19 protein-coding genes are annotated in these 15,574 nt (G+C 56.2%); 13 read left to right on the top strand and 6 right to left on the bottom strand.

Annotated elements, in window-relative coordinates; all coding sequences use genetic code 11:
• Positions 1-24: 24 nt before the first annotated feature.
• The 3 genes from kdsA to C0U40_RS06925 are packed head-to-tail and all read right to left on the bottom strand — an operon-like array spanning position 25 to position 3,169.
• The gene (gene kdsA / locus C0U40_RS06935) at positions 25-858 is read right to left on the bottom strand and encodes a 3-deoxy-8-phosphooctulonate synthase (RefSeq protein ID WP_101655042.1); all 834 of its coding nucleotides are present in this window, start codon (positions 856-858) and stop codon (positions 25-27) included.
• Positions 859-2,526 carry a capsule biosynthesis protein gene (locus tag C0U40_RS06930; RefSeq protein WP_101655041.1) on the bottom strand — a complete coding sequence of 556 codons (1,668 nt, stop codon included), beginning with the start codon at positions 2,524-2,526 and terminating at the stop codon, positions 859-861.
• Positions 2,516-3,169 (bottom strand): ABC transporter ATP-binding protein, encoded by a 654-nt coding sequence (locus tag C0U40_RS06925; protein WP_101655040.1) that lies wholly within the window; start codon positions 3,167-3,169, stop codon positions 2,516-2,518. The genes C0U40_RS06930 and C0U40_RS06925 overlap by 11 nt, the downstream gene beginning before the upstream one ends.
• Positions 3,170-3,542: 373 nt before the next feature.
• On the opposite strand from C0U40_RS06925, the gene C0U40_RS06920 reads away from it, so the two are divergent.
• From C0U40_RS06920 to C0U40_RS06870, 11 genes are read left to right on the top strand one after another with little or no spacing between them, the layout of a single operon-like run.
• Complete coding sequence (locus tag C0U40_RS06920) at positions 3,543-4,022, top strand: Na+/H+ antiporter subunit E (RefSeq protein WP_286134826.1); 480 nt, start codon at positions 3,543-3,545, stop codon at positions 4,020-4,022.
• Complete coding sequence (locus C0U40_RS06915; RefSeq protein WP_229678534.1) at positions 4,019-4,315, top strand: monovalent cation/H+ antiporter complex subunit F; 297 nt, start codon at positions 4,019-4,021, stop codon at positions 4,313-4,315. Before C0U40_RS06920 ends, C0U40_RS06915 begins: the two co-directional genes overlap by 4 nt.
• A 2-nt stretch (positions 4,316-4,317) precedes the next feature.
• On the top strand, positions 4,318-4,695 hold the full coding sequence (gene mnhG / locus C0U40_RS06910) for a monovalent cation/H(+) antiporter subunit G (protein ID WP_101655038.1): 378 nt from the start codon (positions 4,318-4,320) through the stop codon (positions 4,693-4,695).
• Positions 4,692-5,255, top strand: coding sequence for a DUF4040 domain-containing protein (locus tag C0U40_RS06905; RefSeq protein WP_101655037.1), 564 nt, complete (start codon positions 4,692-4,694; stop codon positions 5,253-5,255). The genes mnhG and C0U40_RS06905 overlap by 4 nt, the downstream gene beginning before the upstream one ends.
• Positions 5,252-5,695 carry a Na(+)/H(+) antiporter subunit B gene (locus tag C0U40_RS06900; RefSeq protein WP_101655036.1) on the top strand — a complete coding sequence of 148 codons (444 nt, stop codon included), beginning with the start codon at positions 5,252-5,254 and terminating at the stop codon, positions 5,693-5,695. Before C0U40_RS06905 ends, C0U40_RS06900 begins: the two co-directional genes overlap by 4 nt.
• A gap of 6 nt (positions 5,696-5,701) precedes the next feature.
• On the top strand, positions 5,702-6,139 hold the full coding sequence (locus tag C0U40_RS06895) for a cation:proton antiporter subunit C (protein ID WP_101655035.1): 438 nt from the start codon (positions 5,702-5,704) through the stop codon (positions 6,137-6,139).
• The gene (locus tag C0U40_RS06890; protein ID WP_101655034.1) at positions 6,139-7,707 is read left to right on the top strand and encodes a monovalent cation/H+ antiporter subunit D family protein; all 1,569 of its coding nucleotides are present in this window, start codon (positions 6,139-6,141) and stop codon (positions 7,705-7,707) included. Before C0U40_RS06895 ends, C0U40_RS06890 begins: the two co-directional genes overlap by 1 nt.
• 9 nt (positions 7,708-7,716) lie before the next feature.
• A complete protein-coding gene (locus C0U40_RS06885; RefSeq protein WP_101655033.1) occupies positions 7,717-9,183 on the top strand; it encodes a proton-conducting transporter transmembrane domain-containing protein in 1,467 nt (488 codons plus the stop codon).
• Positions 9,180-9,509, top strand: a complete 330-nt coding sequence (locus tag C0U40_RS06880) for a hypothetical protein (protein ID WP_101655032.1) — start codon at positions 9,180-9,182, stop codon at positions 9,507-9,509. The genes C0U40_RS06885 and C0U40_RS06880 overlap by 4 nt, the downstream gene beginning before the upstream one ends.
• A gap of 2 nt (positions 9,510-9,511) precedes the next feature.
• On the top strand, positions 9,512-9,922 hold the full coding sequence (locus C0U40_RS06875) for a hypothetical protein (protein ID WP_101655031.1): 411 nt from the start codon (positions 9,512-9,514) through the stop codon (positions 9,920-9,922).
• On the top strand, positions 9,915-11,609 hold the full coding sequence (locus C0U40_RS06870) for a Na(+)/H(+) antiporter subunit D (protein WP_101655030.1): 1,695 nt from the start codon (positions 9,915-9,917) through the stop codon (positions 11,607-11,609). Before C0U40_RS06875 ends, C0U40_RS06870 begins: the two co-directional genes overlap by 8 nt.
• Positions 11,610-11,668: 59 nt before the next feature.
• Here the strand turns inward: C0U40_RS06870 and C0U40_RS06865 are convergent, their stop codons facing one another.
• Positions 11,669-12,697, bottom strand: a complete 1,029-nt coding sequence (locus tag C0U40_RS06865) for a permease (RefSeq protein ID WP_101655029.1) — start codon at positions 12,695-12,697, stop codon at positions 11,669-11,671.
• Position 12,698: 1 nt separating this feature from the next.
• Positions 12,699-13,052, bottom strand: coding sequence for an ArsR/SmtB family transcription factor (locus tag C0U40_RS06860; protein ID WP_101655028.1), 354 nt, complete (start codon positions 13,050-13,052; stop codon positions 12,699-12,701).
• A 115-nt stretch (positions 13,053-13,167) separates the two neighbouring features.
• On the opposite strand from C0U40_RS06860, the gene C0U40_RS06855 reads away from it, so the two are divergent.
• Together C0U40_RS06855 and C0U40_RS06850 are read left to right on the top strand one after the other, a co-directional pair.
• The gene (locus C0U40_RS06855; RefSeq protein ID WP_101655414.1) at positions 13,168-13,755 is read left to right on the top strand and encodes a uracil-DNA glycosylase family protein; all 588 of its coding nucleotides are present in this window, start codon (positions 13,168-13,170) and stop codon (positions 13,753-13,755) included.
• Entirely contained in the window at positions 13,752-14,534 is a 783-nt protein-coding gene (locus tag C0U40_RS06850; RefSeq protein ID WP_101655027.1) for an SseB family protein, read from the top strand. The genes C0U40_RS06855 and C0U40_RS06850 overlap by 4 nt, the downstream gene beginning before the upstream one ends.
• 100 nt (positions 14,535-14,634) lie before the next feature.
• On the opposite strand, the gene C0U40_RS06845 is transcribed toward C0U40_RS06850, so the two are convergent.
• Entirely contained in the window at positions 14,635-15,570 is a 936-nt protein-coding gene (locus tag C0U40_RS06845) for a 2-hydroxyacid dehydrogenase (RefSeq protein ID WP_101655026.1), read from the bottom strand.
• Positions 15,571-15,574 lie beyond the last annotated feature (4 nt).

Here is a 15,574-nt window from a genome sequence, read left to right as displayed (position 1 = left end):
AAAGGCTCCATTATTGGTTGGTGTTTACAGTCGGAAAGGATCGGATTTGGCAAGCCGGTCAAAGGCCATCAGGCTTTCAAGCACTGCGCTCATGCGGCTTAGGGGAATCATATTCGGCCCGTCAGAAGGGGCATTGTCCGGGTCTTCATGGGTTTCGATGAACACGCCGGCAATCCCCGTGCTGACCGCGCAACGGGCCATGAGTGGTGCAAATTCACGCTGGCCACCGCTGGAACCGCCCTGACCGCCGGGTTGTTGCACCGAATGGGTTGCGTCCATGATGACGGGATGTCCGGTCGCTGCCATCTGTGGCAGGCTGCGCATGTCCGCGACAAGGGTGTTATACCCGAAAGAGGTTCCCCGTTCGCAGGCCATTACACGTGTGTTGCCGGTGCTGCTGACTTTTTCCAACACATTCGGCATTTCCCAAGGGCTCAGGAACTGGCCCTTTTTCACATTGATCGCAGCCCCCGTATTTCCCGCAGCCAGCAAAAGATCGGTCTGGCGGCACAAAAAGGCAGGGATTTGCAGCACGTCCACAACTTCGGCCACGGGGGCGCATTGGTCGGGCAAATGCACATCGGTGATGACAGGGCAGCCGAGCTTGGATTTCACATCAGCCATGACTTGCAGTCCTGCGTCGATCCCAAGGCCGCGTTTCCCGCTGAGCGAGGTGCGGTTGGCCTTGTCAAAAGAGCCTTTGAAGATGAAACCGGCACCAACAGCAGCACAGACCTGCGCCATTTCCGTGGCAATCATGAGCGCGTGTTCACTGCTTTCCAGCTGGCACGGTCCGGCAATCACCACCAAAGGCCGGTCGTTGCCGACGGTGACGTTTCCGATGTCAAAACTTTGCATTTATGTCGTTACCTGTTCTCTCAGGATGCTGACTGTCAGGGACAGCATCAGATAAATTCCGGCAAACACGATGAGAGCCAGAAGGGTGTTTTCAAAGGCACGGGGGTAAGTTGCCTTGTCCGGCGTCACCGGAGACACCCCGCGCGAGATGTAGCGGGTCTGGCGGCTTGCCTCAACCCGCGCGCTTTCAAGGTTTTGTAACGCGGCGGCGACCAGTTGCTGGCGCACGACCAGCTTGCTTTGGGCTTTATTCAGCTCTGCGTTGATGTTTACCAGAGAGTCATTATTTCCGATCCCTTGGGAGACTTCATTGCGCTTTTCATCCACTTTTCCCTGCAAAAGCGTGATTTCATCCTCAAGAACGCGCACTTTTGTGACATTCGGGCGGGTGTTCGCTTTCAGGCGGGCCAGTTCAAGCTGTTTGGCAGTCAACTGGCTTTCAAGTTCTCCGATCTGTCCCATGATCAGTGCGTTTTCACCGGCGGTATCAAGGGTTGCGGTCTGGCGTTGTAGGCGGGCTACTTCGTCATAGGCTTCTTCCATTTTGGCTTCGGCCTCTTCATAGATTTCCCGCGCTCCGGTCATCTGGTCGCCGCGCAGTCGGGCGGTCAACTGGTCGACCTGTTCCTCGGCATATCCGATCAACGCCTGTGAAATTGCCTTGGAGGCTTCCGGAGAGGGGGCAACCACCTCCATTTTGATCACGCCTTCGGTCGGATCAAAGCCGATAATCACCCGTTTTTTGTAGACCTTGTACGCGTCTTCATTGGTTGCATCCGCTTCAAGCCGTTGTAACACGTCGATGTTTTCGTCCTGAAACAACTGGCGAAAGCCCGGATCTTCATCAAGGCGCAGCATCGCATCGCGAGAGGTCAGATAGCCCTGCACGGTGATACTATCGGTGACGGTTTCGAGCGGAGAGCCGGAGAACAGGCCGGATGCCCCTGTGGCACCGGGTGCATCCGCGCTCTGGATCACGAATTCGGTGTAAGTAGCGTACATCGGTGTCGCCACTTTATAAAAGTAGTAACCGGCAAGAAGGGTGGGCAGAAAGACATAACAGGCAAGCTTGATGAACAGAATGCCCAACCGTTTGCGGCGGCGCTTGACCAGATCCCGCTGAATCTTGCGTACTTCCTGTTCGCGGCTGTCATCGTCAATCACCTGCGGCTTGTGATCCGAAACTGCCGATTTGCGCACGGTCGCGGGCAGGGCAACGCCCGGTCCGGGTTCGTCGGCCCCTTCAACAGGCGTAAGCACATTGGCGATATCCTGACGGCCGAAGGGATCAATCCCCTGACGGCGCAACAGGCGCACCGCATCCAGATCCGAAGTGGGAGACAGGTTGTTCCGCTGGGCCAGGCGCCGGGCAATCCGCAACTGACGGCCTGTCAGGTTCTCTTTCTTGATCTGTTCGATTTCCTCACGCGCGGTGAGTTCCCGCGCGCCGGCTGCATTCACAACCTGCTGGTTATCCTGTCTGTCGAAATCTGCGTCATCCGAAGACATATGGTGGCGTTCCACTGCTGCCTGCCGCTGATGACGCATCTGAACATGTTGTTGTGACGCAGCGCTGTCCGTCCCTTCAGCGGATGTGTTTGAAGGTTCACTACCGTTTGGCTGGCTGCCGCCGCGCAAAATCCGAAAGTTCTTTGGGCTATTGGGCATAGTTGTAAACCTGTTTTGCCTCTTCCAAGGAGTCATACATTGTCAGTCGGCCATTGCGCAGGACCGCCGCGCTCTGGCAGAATTTTTCCAGAATATCGGTTTGGTGCGACACAATCACGACAGTGGCCTTTTGCAAGCGTTCCCGCAGCACCGAACCGGCCTTGCGGTTGAACTCTGCGTCGGTGGAAGACGGCATGCCTTCGTCAATCAAGTAGATATCAAATTCCAGCGCCAGCAACAACGACATCATGAAGCGGGCGCGCATCCCTTTTGAATAAGTCGCGATTGGCATTTCAAAGTATTCTTCCAAGCCACAGATATAACGGCAGAAACTTTCGATGTAATCCGGATCAAGACCGTAGAGTCGGGCGATGTAACGGGAGTTCTCTACCGCGTTGAGCTTGGGCAATACGCCCCCCATATAACCGAGCGGGAAGGAAATCCGCGAAGAACGCAGGATTTCCCCTTCATCGGGTTTCTCCAGACCGGACATCATATTGATAAGCGTGGTTTTACCCGTGCCATTGGGCGCGAGAATGCCCACAGAACCGCCGAGGTTAATGCGGAAGGACGCCTGGTCCAGAATGACCTTGCGTTGCGTGCCTGTCCAGAAGGACTTGCTGACATTTCTAAACTCAATCATCCGGGGATGCCCCTGGCTACCTCAATCGAACTGCGTTTTACACGCTTCTTCGGGCATTTTTGTGACCGGAGTGCAAATGCCCGCCGTTCGGTTGCCCGTTTAAGGCAATATGCCTGTTAGTGTTGTGGGAATGCAATAAAATATGGTTAATTATTTCCAGTTAGGGAGCGGATCGTTGCCGAAACACTGGCCGTACGGTCAGGTTTGCAGATGAAAACGGGTTCATCTGACGCCGCAACTTCCCTGCTGGTTGTATATCTGTGTGGTTGAGGTGCGCTAAAATAGCCTATCTCTCCGTTCCGATTGCGGTTTTCCTAATCTCTCCCTGTTGATATAACCGCACGAAGAATTACAGCGGGGAGACTGAACACTGATGCGAACAATTTTGTCTGCTTTGGCGCTGTTCGGCCTGTGGCTGCTTATGTCGGGGATCTACAAGCCTTTGGTTGTAGGGCTTGGCGCGGCTTCTGCGGTATTTGCGGTATATATGGTGCGCCGGATGGATCGCGTGGATCAGGATCATCTGAAGATCCCTTTGAATCCGTTTCACTTTATCGCCTATGGAATCTGGTTGCTGTGGGAGGTTGTGAAATCGAACGTCACCGTGACGAAGTTGATTCTCGCCCCGCATCTGAACCTGCGCCAACATTTGTTCCGCGTGCCCAATACGCAAAAATCGGAACTGGCCGAAGTGATATTTGCCAATTCGATCACACTGACACCGGGCACGATCACAGTGGAAACCGAAGGCGATGCCTTCTGGGTCCATGCGGTCAGCTATGACGAGGGCGACCACGAGGCTTTGGCCGATATGGACCGGCGGGTCACATCAATTGAAACGGGGGCAGCATGATGTTTCTGGTGGCAGCCGTTGCGCTGTTTGTCACGATGGTTCTAATTCTCGTACGGCTTTATGCGGGTCCGATTGTTTATGACAGGGTTCTTGCCGTGAACTCCTTCGGAACAGCAACCGTGCTGTTCATTGCCGTGCTCGGGTTTCTGACAGGCCGCCCTGATTTCCTCGACATTGCGCTTTTGTATGCGTTGATCAACTTTGTCGGCACGATCGCTGTGTTGAAGTTCTTCCGCTATCGTGCGCTCGGGGATATTCCACAGATGCCGGCCCATCCGGGCGAGGAGCGTTAATCATGGATATTCCGGCACTTATTATAGAAATCCTGTCATGGGCCAGCATTGTTACCGGCAGCTTTCTGATGGTCGTCAGCGGTATCGGCATGTTGCGGTTTCCTGATTTCTGGTCCCGCACCCATGCGGCTTCGGTCGGGGATAGCGGCGGGATGATCCTGCTGATCCTTGGCATGTGCCTGCAAAGCGGGCTGACCCTGATCACGGTCAAACTGATCATTATGGGAATTTTCCTGATCATCACCGGCCCAACGGCGACCCACGCGGTGGCCAATGCTGCGCTGGTGACCGGATGGCGTCCGAAAACAGCAGAGGATCTGGAGCCCGAGCAAGGCGTACCATATTCCGATCTGCCCGAACCGACGGTGCGTGGCCAATGACCGAGACCATTGTAAACTTCATCCTGTTTTCCATGTTGGTGATCACCGCCTTTGCCATTGTGCGGCAAGACCGGCTGTTTACGGTTGTAATGCTGGCAAGCGTTTTTTCCCTGCTGACAGCCATGCTGTTTATCGCTCTGGATGCGGTGGATGTGGCCTTCACAGAAGCTGCCGTGGGGGCGGGGATCTCCACCGTGTTGATGCTTGGCACCATCGCCTTGACGGCACGGGGTGCAAAGCCTGCATCACGCCCGCAAACGCTGCCTTTGCTGGTTGTGCTGGTGACAGGGGCGGGGCTGGTTTACGGCACGCTCGACATGCCGAATTTCGGTGATCCGAATGCGCCGGCAAGCGTGCATCTGTCGCCACACTACCTGACCAACTCCATTGAAGAAATCGACGTGCCCAACGTGGTCACAAGCATCCTTGCAAGCTATCGGGGCTTTGACACATTGGGTGAAACTGCCGTGGTCTTTGCCGCCGGTATCGGTGTGCTGATGATCCTTTCGGGCTTGCGCCACCGCCGCCGTAAGGACGAGGAAGAGGAAGAAGACGCATGAAAGAGCACCATCTGATCCTGCGTGTCGTTACCAAATCACTGGTCGGCACCATCATCCTTTTTGCCTTTTACGTACAGTTCCACGGGGATTTTTCGCCCGGTGGCGGCTTTCAGGCAGGTGTGATTATGGCTGTGGCCTTCATTCTCTATGGCATCGTTTTCGGCCTTCACGAAGTCCAGCGCGTCCTTCCGGCGTGGGTGGTCCACAAACTGGTGGCGCTCGGGGTGCTTGTTTATGCGGGCACGGGCATCTGGAACATGTTTCTGGGCTATGAATTCCTGCATTACGGCAGCTTCACACCCGATCACATGTCCCACGGACAACACAGCGGCATTCTTTATGTAGAGGCCGGAGTTGGCATCACTGTGACCGGCGTCATGGTGGCAATTTATTACGCTTTTGCCGGACGCACGCCGCGTCTTGGCAATGATGACTGGTAGGGCGCAATGACACTGGAATTCTTTATCGGCCATATCAACTACTGGCTGTTCATCGTCCTGATGATGACCGGATTTTACATCGTTGTCTCTGCGGGCAATCTGGTGAAAAAGGTCGTCGGTCTGAACATCTTTCAGGTGGCGGTTTTCATGCTTTACATCTCTATCGGTAAGGTCACCGGCGGCACTGCGCCGATTTTCCCGACCGACCGGATGGGCAAGATCAAGGCAGACCCTGAAATTGTCTACTCCAACCCTTTGCCCCACGTTCTGATCCTCACAGCCATTGTTGTGGGAATTGCGACCACATCGCTGGCGCTGGCACTGATCGTGCGTATCCGCGAAGCCTATAACACCATTGAAGAGGACGACATTCTGGAGATCGACGCCAGAACCGCCCGCGCTGAAAACATCATCCACGGAGAAGCGATGGGGGGGCGTGCGTAATGGCAACTGCTTCCGAAACGCCGCATATCGCACTGACGCTACGGGACCATCTGCCGATCCTGCAAGTCCTGATCCCGCTGTGTACCGCACCGCTGATCGTGCTGCTGGGGGACCGCCGCGTGGCATGGGGCCTTGCCTTCCTTGCTGCAATGTTGTCGCTGGTTGTGTCCTTCCTTTTGATGATGCAGGTTATGGACGGCAGCTTCATCAGCTATCACCTTGGCGGATGGGCGCCGCCAATCGGGATCGAATACCGGATTGATGCGGCGAATGCCTTTGTGCTGCTGCTGATCTCGTTGACGGCCACATTGGTGCTGCCCTTTGCCCTGCGCTCTGTCGCGGATGAGATTCCGGCCCGCAGCCACACGCTGTTTTATGCCTGTTTTACGTTGGTGCTGACCGGCCTGCTTGGTGTTGTGGCCACCGGCGATGCCTTTAACGTCTTTGTTTTCCTCGAGATTTCGTCTCTGGCCACCTATGTGTTAGTCTCCCAGGGACTGTACCGCGACAAACGGGCGCTGAGTGCGGCTTATGACTATCTGATCATGGGCACCATTGGCGCGACCTTCTTTGTGATCGGCATCGGCTTTCTCTACATGACCACCGGCACGCTGAACATGGCCGACATGGCAGAGCGTCTGGTCGGGCAGGGGGACAACCGCACGGTTCAGGCGGCCTTTGCCTTTATCGTCGTGGGAATGGGGCTGAAGGTAGCGATCTACCCGCTCCACCTGTGGTTGCCTGCGGCCTACAACTATGCACCTTCCGCTGTGACCGTGTTTCTGGCGGCGACGTCCACCAAAGCGGCTGTCTACGTGCTGTTGCGGTTCATGTTCTCGGTGTTCCAGCCGGAGTTCGTCTTTGACACCAACCTCTTGTTGTGGATCCTCGCGCCGTTCGCATTGCTGGCGATGTTTGCAGCCAGCCTGATTGCGGTGTTCCAGACCAATTTCAAACGGATGCTGGCCTATAGTTCTATCGCGCAGATCGGTTACATGCTGCTTGGGATCTCGCTGTTCTCTGTCACAGGGTTAAGCGCGACAATGGTACACCTGTTCAACCACGGCATCACCAAAGCGGCGCTGTTTATGGCTGTTGGTGCGCTGGTGCTGCGGTCCGGTAATACCTTTTACGACCGGATTGAAGGCATGGGACGGGTGATGCCGCTGACCGGTGCCGCGGTTGTGCTGGGCGGTTTGTCCCTGATTGGTGTACCCGGTACGGCCGGTTTCATCTCCAAATGGGTGCTGGTGCAAGCCGCGTTCGAGGCGGGGCTGTGGTGGATCGCCTTGCTGATCGTGGCTTCATCGCTGCTGGCGGTGATCTACATGTGGCGTGTGGTAGAGATTCTCTATCTGCACACCCCACACCCGGAAGCGATCCACAAGGAAGCGCCCCTGAGCATGGTCATCCCGATGTGGATCGCAGCAGGGGCCTGTGTGTGGTTCGGGATCGACACCAGCCTGACGATGGGCGCTGCCAATACAGCGGCAATCGGATTGATGGGCGGTACCGATGGTATGGCGCTTACGCCCACGGTGGGCGGACTTCTTGGAAACGGGCATTAGGGTAGGAACATGGACACGAACACGCTCATCTTTCTGGCCTTGCTGCTGCCTGTGCTGGCAATGTTTGGCAATATGGCCTTTGCCAAACAGGACAACCTGCGTGACGGGTTTACCTTTGTCTGCGCTATCCTGACCTTTGGCGCGGTACTGGGGGTTCTGGGCAATCTGGGCAACAGCACCTCCGAAGAAATCGTTCTGGTGGAAATGCTGCCGGGCCTGCAAATCGCGCTACAGGTCGAGCCGCTTGGCCTGATGTTTGCGCTGGTGGCCTCCGGCCTGTGGATCGTGACCCACATTTACGGCCTTGGCTACATGCGCGGCAACAAAGAGAAACACCACGCCCGTTTCTTCGCCTGTTTTTCGGCGGCGATTTCTGCGGCGATCGGGATCGCCTTTTCTGCGAACCTGTTGACGCTTTTCCTGTTTTACGAGGTTCTGACCGTTTCCACTTATCCGCTGGTCGCCCACAAGGGTACGCCGGAAGCGATCCGTGGTGCGCGCACTTATCTTGGCGTGCTGATCGGCACCTCTATCGCGCTGTTCCTGACGGCAATCATCTGGACCTACACGCTGGCCGGAACGTTGGACTTTGTGCCCGGCGGCATCCTGCAAGGCAAGGTCGAAGGACTGCTTGTGCCGATCCTGCTGGGTCTGTTTGCCTTTGGTATCGGTAAGGCCGCGTTGATGCCCTTCCACCGCTGGCTGCCTGCGGCGATGGTGGCTCCGACCCCGGTTTCGGCACTGCTGCATGCTGTGGCGGTTGTGAAGGCTGGTGTGTTCACCATGCTGAAAGTGGGCGTATACACTTTCGGGATCGACTTTCTGGCTGATACGGGGGCGTCCGACTGGTTGATGTGGATTGCCGCCTATACCATTCTGGCGAGCTCTATCGTGGCTTACCAGCAGGACAACCTGAAGCGACGGCTGGCTTATTCTACGGTGTCCCAGCTCAGCTATGTGACACTTGGTCTGGCGCTGGCAACGCAGATGGGGGTTATGGGCGGTGCGCTTCAGATTGCCATGCACGCGATGGGCAAGATCACCCTGTTCATGTGTGCCGGTGCAATCTATGTGGCCACCCACAAAAGCAACATCAGCCAGATGAAGGGCTTGGGGCGCAGTATGCCGTTCACCTATTTCGCCTTTCTGATCGGTGCGCTGTCCATCATCGGCTTGCCGCCCCTTGGCGGAAGCTGGTCTAAATGGCTGCTGATGGTCGGGGCAGCGGATGCGGATCACAAGATCATGATCGGCGTGTTGATGGCCTCTTCCCTGCTAAGCCTGAGCTATCTGCTGCCGGTTGTGGCGCAAGGCTTCTTCAGTACTTCGCCTGACAATCCCTATAACGGGGTCAAGGAAGCACCGGCTTTCTGTTACATCCCCCCCGTCTTCACGGCCATCGGTTGTGTGATCCTGTTCTTGTATGCAGGCACATTGGTGGAATTCCTCACGCCCATGCTTGGAGTACCCCAATGAGCAAACACAAAGACTTTGAGACAGACGTCCCGCGGGAAGACGAGACCGATTTGACCTATTCCAAACGTCTGGAACAGGAAGGCCAGCGCGAGATTTATATTCGCAAGGCCTTGCGCGCCCATTTCGACATGGACATTGGCGAGGTTATCGAGACCTGCGCCGGTCTGAACCGTGCACGCGGGTACGAACTCAACGTGTTGCGCTCCCGCTTTCCGGCGCTGAGCGAGGCCCGTTTCGCCTATAAAATCGCCCAGACCCTGACCATCCCGAAGGACGAGGCACGCGGCTGGGCCAAGAAGATCATTGCCGCAGAGGACAGAGGGTAACTATGTCTGATCAAAAGCAAACCGAACCTGCGTCCCCGCACGTTGCACGCGACGGGACAGGCCAAATGTCCCACAACAGGGCGGATGATGTTGCAGGCTATCCTGCCTTAGGCCGCATGTTCACAGCGCTGGCCGATCCGAAAATGGCCAAGACACTGTTTTACACCTTGGTTGTCCTGTGTGCGGTCCTGTTTCTTGCGGATTTTTTCTATCACAAACATACCTACGTCTCGGTTGAGAACATCCCCGGTTTTTACGCGTTGTACGGAATATTGATGACAGCCGGGGCTGTACTGCTTGCCAAATTCTGCGGAGGGTGGGTCCGTCGGCCCGAAACTTACTACGCCCCGAACGATGTAGATGGCGAATCCTACCCTCAAGACGAACAGGACGAGGAGCGCCACAATGGTTGAAGCCTTCCCTATTGCTTTTCTGTTCTTCGCCGGTGCTGCCCTTCTGGCGCTGCTGCCCAAAGGGGCCTTGCGGGCAGGGGTGCTTCTGGCGGTGCCGTTGGTTGCGCTATATCTGATCTGGAACCTGCCTGAGGGCAATCTGTTCTCCGCCCAACTATTGAACGTTGAACTGGAATTGATGCGGGTGGACCGTCTGTCCCGCATCTTTGCGATCATTTTCTGCGTCGCGGCCTTTCTGGCAAATCTGTATGCACTGCACGTGAAAGATACAGTGCAGCAGGTGGCCGCTCTGGCCTATTCCGGTTCCGCCATCGGCGCGGTCTTTGCCGGTGATCTGATCGCGTTGTTCCTGTTCTGGGAAGGCACGGCGATTACTTCGGTCTTTCTGATCTGGGCGCGCCGAACAGAAGGGGCGCTTGCAACGGGGATGCGCTATCTGATCATTCAGGTTTCATCAGGTGTGATGCTACTGGCCGGTACCGTACTGATCTGGCAAGAAACCGGTTCCTTCACCTTTGAAGCAATGAATCCTGGTAGTCTGGGCACATGGCTTCTCCTCGGGTCTTTCGGGATAAAAGCGGCTTTCCCTCTGATGGGGAACTGGCTGAGCGATGCCTATCCTGCGGCTACTGTAACAGGCACGGTTATCCTGTCGGCCTTCACCACAAAACTGGCCATATATGCACTGGCGCGGGGATTTCCGGGCACGGAACTGCTGATCTATGTAGGTGCGGTCATGACCCTGCTGCCGACGCTCTACGCCATACTTGAAAACGATCTGCGCCGCGTGCTGGCCTATTCCTTGAACATCCAGCTTGGCTTTATGGTGGTAGGTGTCGGCATCGGGACAGAGCTGTCTTTGAACGGCACTGTAGCCCACGCTTTTGCGGGTATTCTATACAAGGCGCTGCTGTTCATGGGCGTCGGGGCCGTGCTGTACCGGACCGGAACCGCCAAAGCGTCTGAACTTGGCGGACTGCACAAAACCATGCCGCTGACGTTAATTTTCTGCGCTATCGGCGCCATGTCGATCGCCGCATTCCCGTGGCTTTCCGGTTTCATCTCCAAATCGCTGATCCTCTCGGCTGCGGCCTACAAGGGATATTACATCATCTGGGGGGTGCTGTTGTTTGCCTCGGCGGTGACTTTGCACCACTCCGGTCTGAAGATCCTGCACAATGTCTTCTTTGGTCGCGATAGCGGTTTGCGCCCGAAAGAAGCGCCTGTGCAGATGTTGCTGGCGATGGGGATGACTGCTGCCCTTTGTATCGCGCTCGGGATTTTCCCTACGATGCTCTATGATCTGCTGCCCTTCGCTGTGGATTACGCGCCTTACACGCTGACCCATATTGTGACCCAGTTCCAGTTGTTGTTTTTCGCGCTTCTGTCCTACGTACTTCTGGTTAAATCAGGGCTCTATCCGTCCATGACGCGGAGTGTGTATCTCGATACCGACTGGAGCTATCGCCGCATGGCACCGGCGGTGATCGGTTACGCCGCACTGATGATCGGACGGATGTGGACCGGCGTGACCCGTTTTGCGCTGCGTCAGTTAACCGATGTAGCGACCGGCCTTTACAAAACCCACGGACCGGAAGGGCGTATCGCACGCGTTTGGCCGACAGGGTCAATGGTGTTGTGGGTGGCGGTGCTGCTGGCGGCAGCTTTGCTGGTGAACTTCCTCTGAAGCGCAACAGCATATAAGTTAAATGGAAACGGGGCGGATCAATCCGCCCCGTTTTCTAATCAGGTCCAGGCGGACCAGAGAAGTCCTGCCATCAAAGAACCGGTGAAACCAAACGCGATGTAGGCCGTAAACACCCGAGGCTTCACAATCGCCCAGACCGCGATAGCGGCTGGAATGCAACTGACTGATCCGGCCATCATGAAGCTCATAGCAGCGCCCTGGCTCATGCCTTGGTCGATCAGACCACCGACCAGCGGAGCAGCGGCATACCCGTTGAGATAGGCAGGCCCACCCACCAGTGCACCAAGCAGGGTAGGCCCAAACCCGTCGCCGCCAAGGATATTGGCAATCCATTCAGCTGGCACATAACGGACCATAACAGCCTCTACCGTATAGGCGAGCGTCAACCACTTTAGCAGAAACACAAGGTTATGGGTCGCGGTGGTTTTAAACTGGTTCAGACGTTCGGAATCCTGCCAGAAACCCCAGACCGGTTTGCCTGTGAACGGATTTGCGCCGCATCCGCAACCGCCCCCTTGGGCGTCGGGGCGCAAGGGATCGGTGAAGAGAGCAGTGCGGCTGAATGCCATCACAACAAATCCCCCGAACAGGCCAAAGCAAACGGCCGCAATTGTTTTGGCGATGGCAAAATCCACCCCCAGTGCAGCACTGGTAATGATGAACATCGGCGGGTCCATGATCGGCGAGGACAGCCAGAAAGCCATTACCGCGGCCAAAGGCACGCCCATTGCCAGAAGGGCCGCCACGAAGGGAATAACCTCACACGAACAGAACGGAGCAATCCCGCCCACGAGTGCGGCCAGAACCACCATACGTGCAGGGCTTCCTTTGAAGGCTTCAGCAACGATGCCCTCGGCCCCTGTGGCTTTGAGGTAGGCTACCATAAATACTGCGAACAAAATAAACGGGGCGGTGCCCAGTACAGAAGACAGGGTATCCTGCCCAACACCAAGCAGGTCGCGGGGCACCATCACCGCCACCGCCAGAAAGATGATAGCAATTGCAATCCAGGCGTTATCCGGCTTGTAGCGCTGCCAGAAATCAGGATTTGTGGTCGACTCGGTCATATCAACGGTCCTCTAGGTGCTGGTCATGTGCATCCGGGTGATTTGCATCCGCACAGCAGTTTTTCAGAATGAAATTCGAAAGAGAGCGGGTCATGTCATAAGCTACAGACGAACAGATTACGCTGCGCCCCTGTTTGGCCTGTTCCACCAGCCCCGCGTGCACAAGAAACCGCAGATGGTGGTTCAGGGTTGATCCCGGAACGCCGGTGCGTTTGCCCAATTCCCCCATCGAAAGCCCGTTGGGGCCGGCACGAACGAGTGTTTGCAATACGCCAAGGCGCTGTTCCGATCCAAGTGCTGCGAAAGCCTGCGCCGCATCTTCGATACTAATGTCTTTTTCGATTCCATGTGTCATATCGCTATATTTCTAGATTTATGGAAATTAATCAAGAAACATTTCGATAAATCTGGAAATGTACTGGAAACACCTTACCTTTGCCTCTCGTCAAAACCCTGATACATGGCCTGGGATGCATACTTTTACGGACCATATCCGCAATATTCGCGCCTGCCGCCTGTGTGCAGAGCGGTTTGCGGTCACTAAGACCGCCCACAGGCCGCGCCCCGTGGTCTGGTTGTCGCAAACCGCACGAATTATGGTTGTGGGACAGGCGCCGGGCGCGCGGGTTCATGCTTCGGGCCGTCCATTTACCGATGCCTCCGGCGACCGCTTGCGCCAGTGGATGGGGGTGGACAGCGCCACATTCTACGATCAGGACAAGGTTGCGATCTTTCCTATGGCTTTCTGCTTTCCCGGATATGATGCCAAGGGTTCCGACCTGCCGCCGCCGAAAATCTGCGCAGACCACTGGCGGGCGGATACGCTGGCCTTGATGCCGCAGGTGCGCCTTACCCTGCTTGTCGGTGGGTATGCACAAAAGTGGCATTTGGGCGCAAAATCCATGTCGGAAACGGTTGCGAACTGGCAGAAATACGATCCGTACATTATCCCGTTGCCTCATCCGAGCTGGCGCAATACCAGTTGGCTTAAAAAGAACCCCTGGTTTGAAACCGACCTAATCCCACACTTGCGCCACCGCGTAACGGAGCTTTTATGACCCTTCTTGATACCGCCCATGCTGCTATGGAAGCTGCGCCGGATGATACAGCAAAACGCATGGCCTTTTACGAACGTGTTGCCGACAGCGAATTGTTTCTCGTGCTGGAAACCGAACCTGTGGACGATCGCGTCACGCCCGCAGTTTTCGAAGTCGAGGGCGCGCGATATGCATTGGTGTTTGACAGTGAAGACCGAATGGGGGAATTCACCCAATCCGTAACACCGTTTCTGGCTATGGCGGGCCGCCAGATCGCAGCCTTGCTGGCAGGGCAGGGTATAGGGCTCGGGGTGAACCTTGCCGTTGCACCTTCTTCGATGCTTCTGCCCGATACTGCAGTGGACTGGCTGAACGAAACGCTCGGTACCGCGCCGGAAGCGCAAGAGGCAACACCAAGTGCCATCTTTCCGCCCGGCACACTGCCGGAAACACTTGTTACAGCGCTTGATACCAAACTGGCGACAATGGCCGGACTGGCCAAATTCGCCTATCTTGCGCAGATCGAATATGAAAACCGTCCGCGCAGCCATGTGATGGCGTTCATAGACGCCATCCCCGAAGCGCAAAGCGCGATTGCTGCTGCCATTTCCGAGGCGCTGACCTTTTCAGGGATCGAAGCCGGATCGCTTGATGTTGTGTTCCTGAGTGCGCAAAACCCGCTCAGCGGCGCTCTTGCCAAACACGGTCTGCGGTTTGATTTGCCGGAGCCGGAACAGCCCAAAACCCGAACGATCGAAGCGCCCGGTTCTAACCCTGATAAACCACCGATCCTGCGATAGAGCAGGAGCCTCCGGCGGGAGTATTTCGGGAACATTGAAAGCGCTCTTTTCTGGAAAATATCCTCAGGGGGTGCGGGGGCAGAATGCCCCCGACTCTGCCCTAGTATTTGAGCGCAGGGTCGATCAGGTAAAGCGCTTCCTGACCCTGCTCGACCCGCGCGATGTTTTCTGCGACCACATCGGCTGCGGTTACGGCACGGGTTTCCGAAGCCACATGGGGTGTGACGAGAACGTTCGGATGGTGCCAGTAAGGGTGTTGCTCTGGCAGGGGTTCGGTATGGAACACATCCAGCGTGGCCCCTGAAATCTTGCCTTTGTCTAGCGCTGCAAGCAGTGCATCGTCGTTGATCAACTGGCCACGGCCGGGATTGATTATCGCTGCTCCGTCCTTCATCTGCGCAATTGTGTCTGCATTGATCAGCCCCTCGGTTGCGGGGGTGTTGGGCAAGAGTGTGACGATGATATCCGCTTCGGCAAGGGTGTTTTTGAGCCCGTCCTCGCCCGCATAACAAGTAAAAGGTGCCCCTTCTTTTTGTGTCCGGCTCCAGCCGATCACTTTAAAGCCGTAGTCGTGGGCCACTCTGGCACAGGCCATACCAAGTGCACCAATGCCAAGGATAGCGACCGTGCGGTCCGCGGGCAGGGGCGGGGCCCAATCCATCAGCCATTCTCCCGGTTTGGCATTGGCGAAACGGTCCACTTCCAGATGGTGACGCATGATATGGCCGAAGACGTAGTCTACCATGCCCTGTGTCATTCCCGGATCGACCATACGGGCCATCGGCTGAGTAAGGGTTTCGTTTTTAAGCAACCTGTCAGGCCCGGCCCAGAGGCTCTGGATCAGTTTCAGATTTGTATAGACGCTAAGATCGTCATCATCACGTGCCGGAGCATAGACCAGATAGTCAATCGTTTCAGGGGCATCTGTGTGATCTATCAGTTTAACATCCAACCCTTTTCTGGCAAAAGCGGATTCCAGCGGGGTGCGGTACACGGGCCATTGTGCGGCACGTGCCGAAAAGAGAACGTTGATCATGAGA

The organism is Neptunicoccus cionae (assembly GCF_002860325.1).
Classification (GTDB): Bacteria; Pseudomonadota; Alphaproteobacteria; order Rhodobacterales; family Rhodobacteraceae; genus Amylibacter; species Amylibacter lutimaris.
The sequence above is the reverse complement of the archived record's forward strand: the minus strand, read 5'-3'. Positions and strand labels throughout refer to the sequence as shown.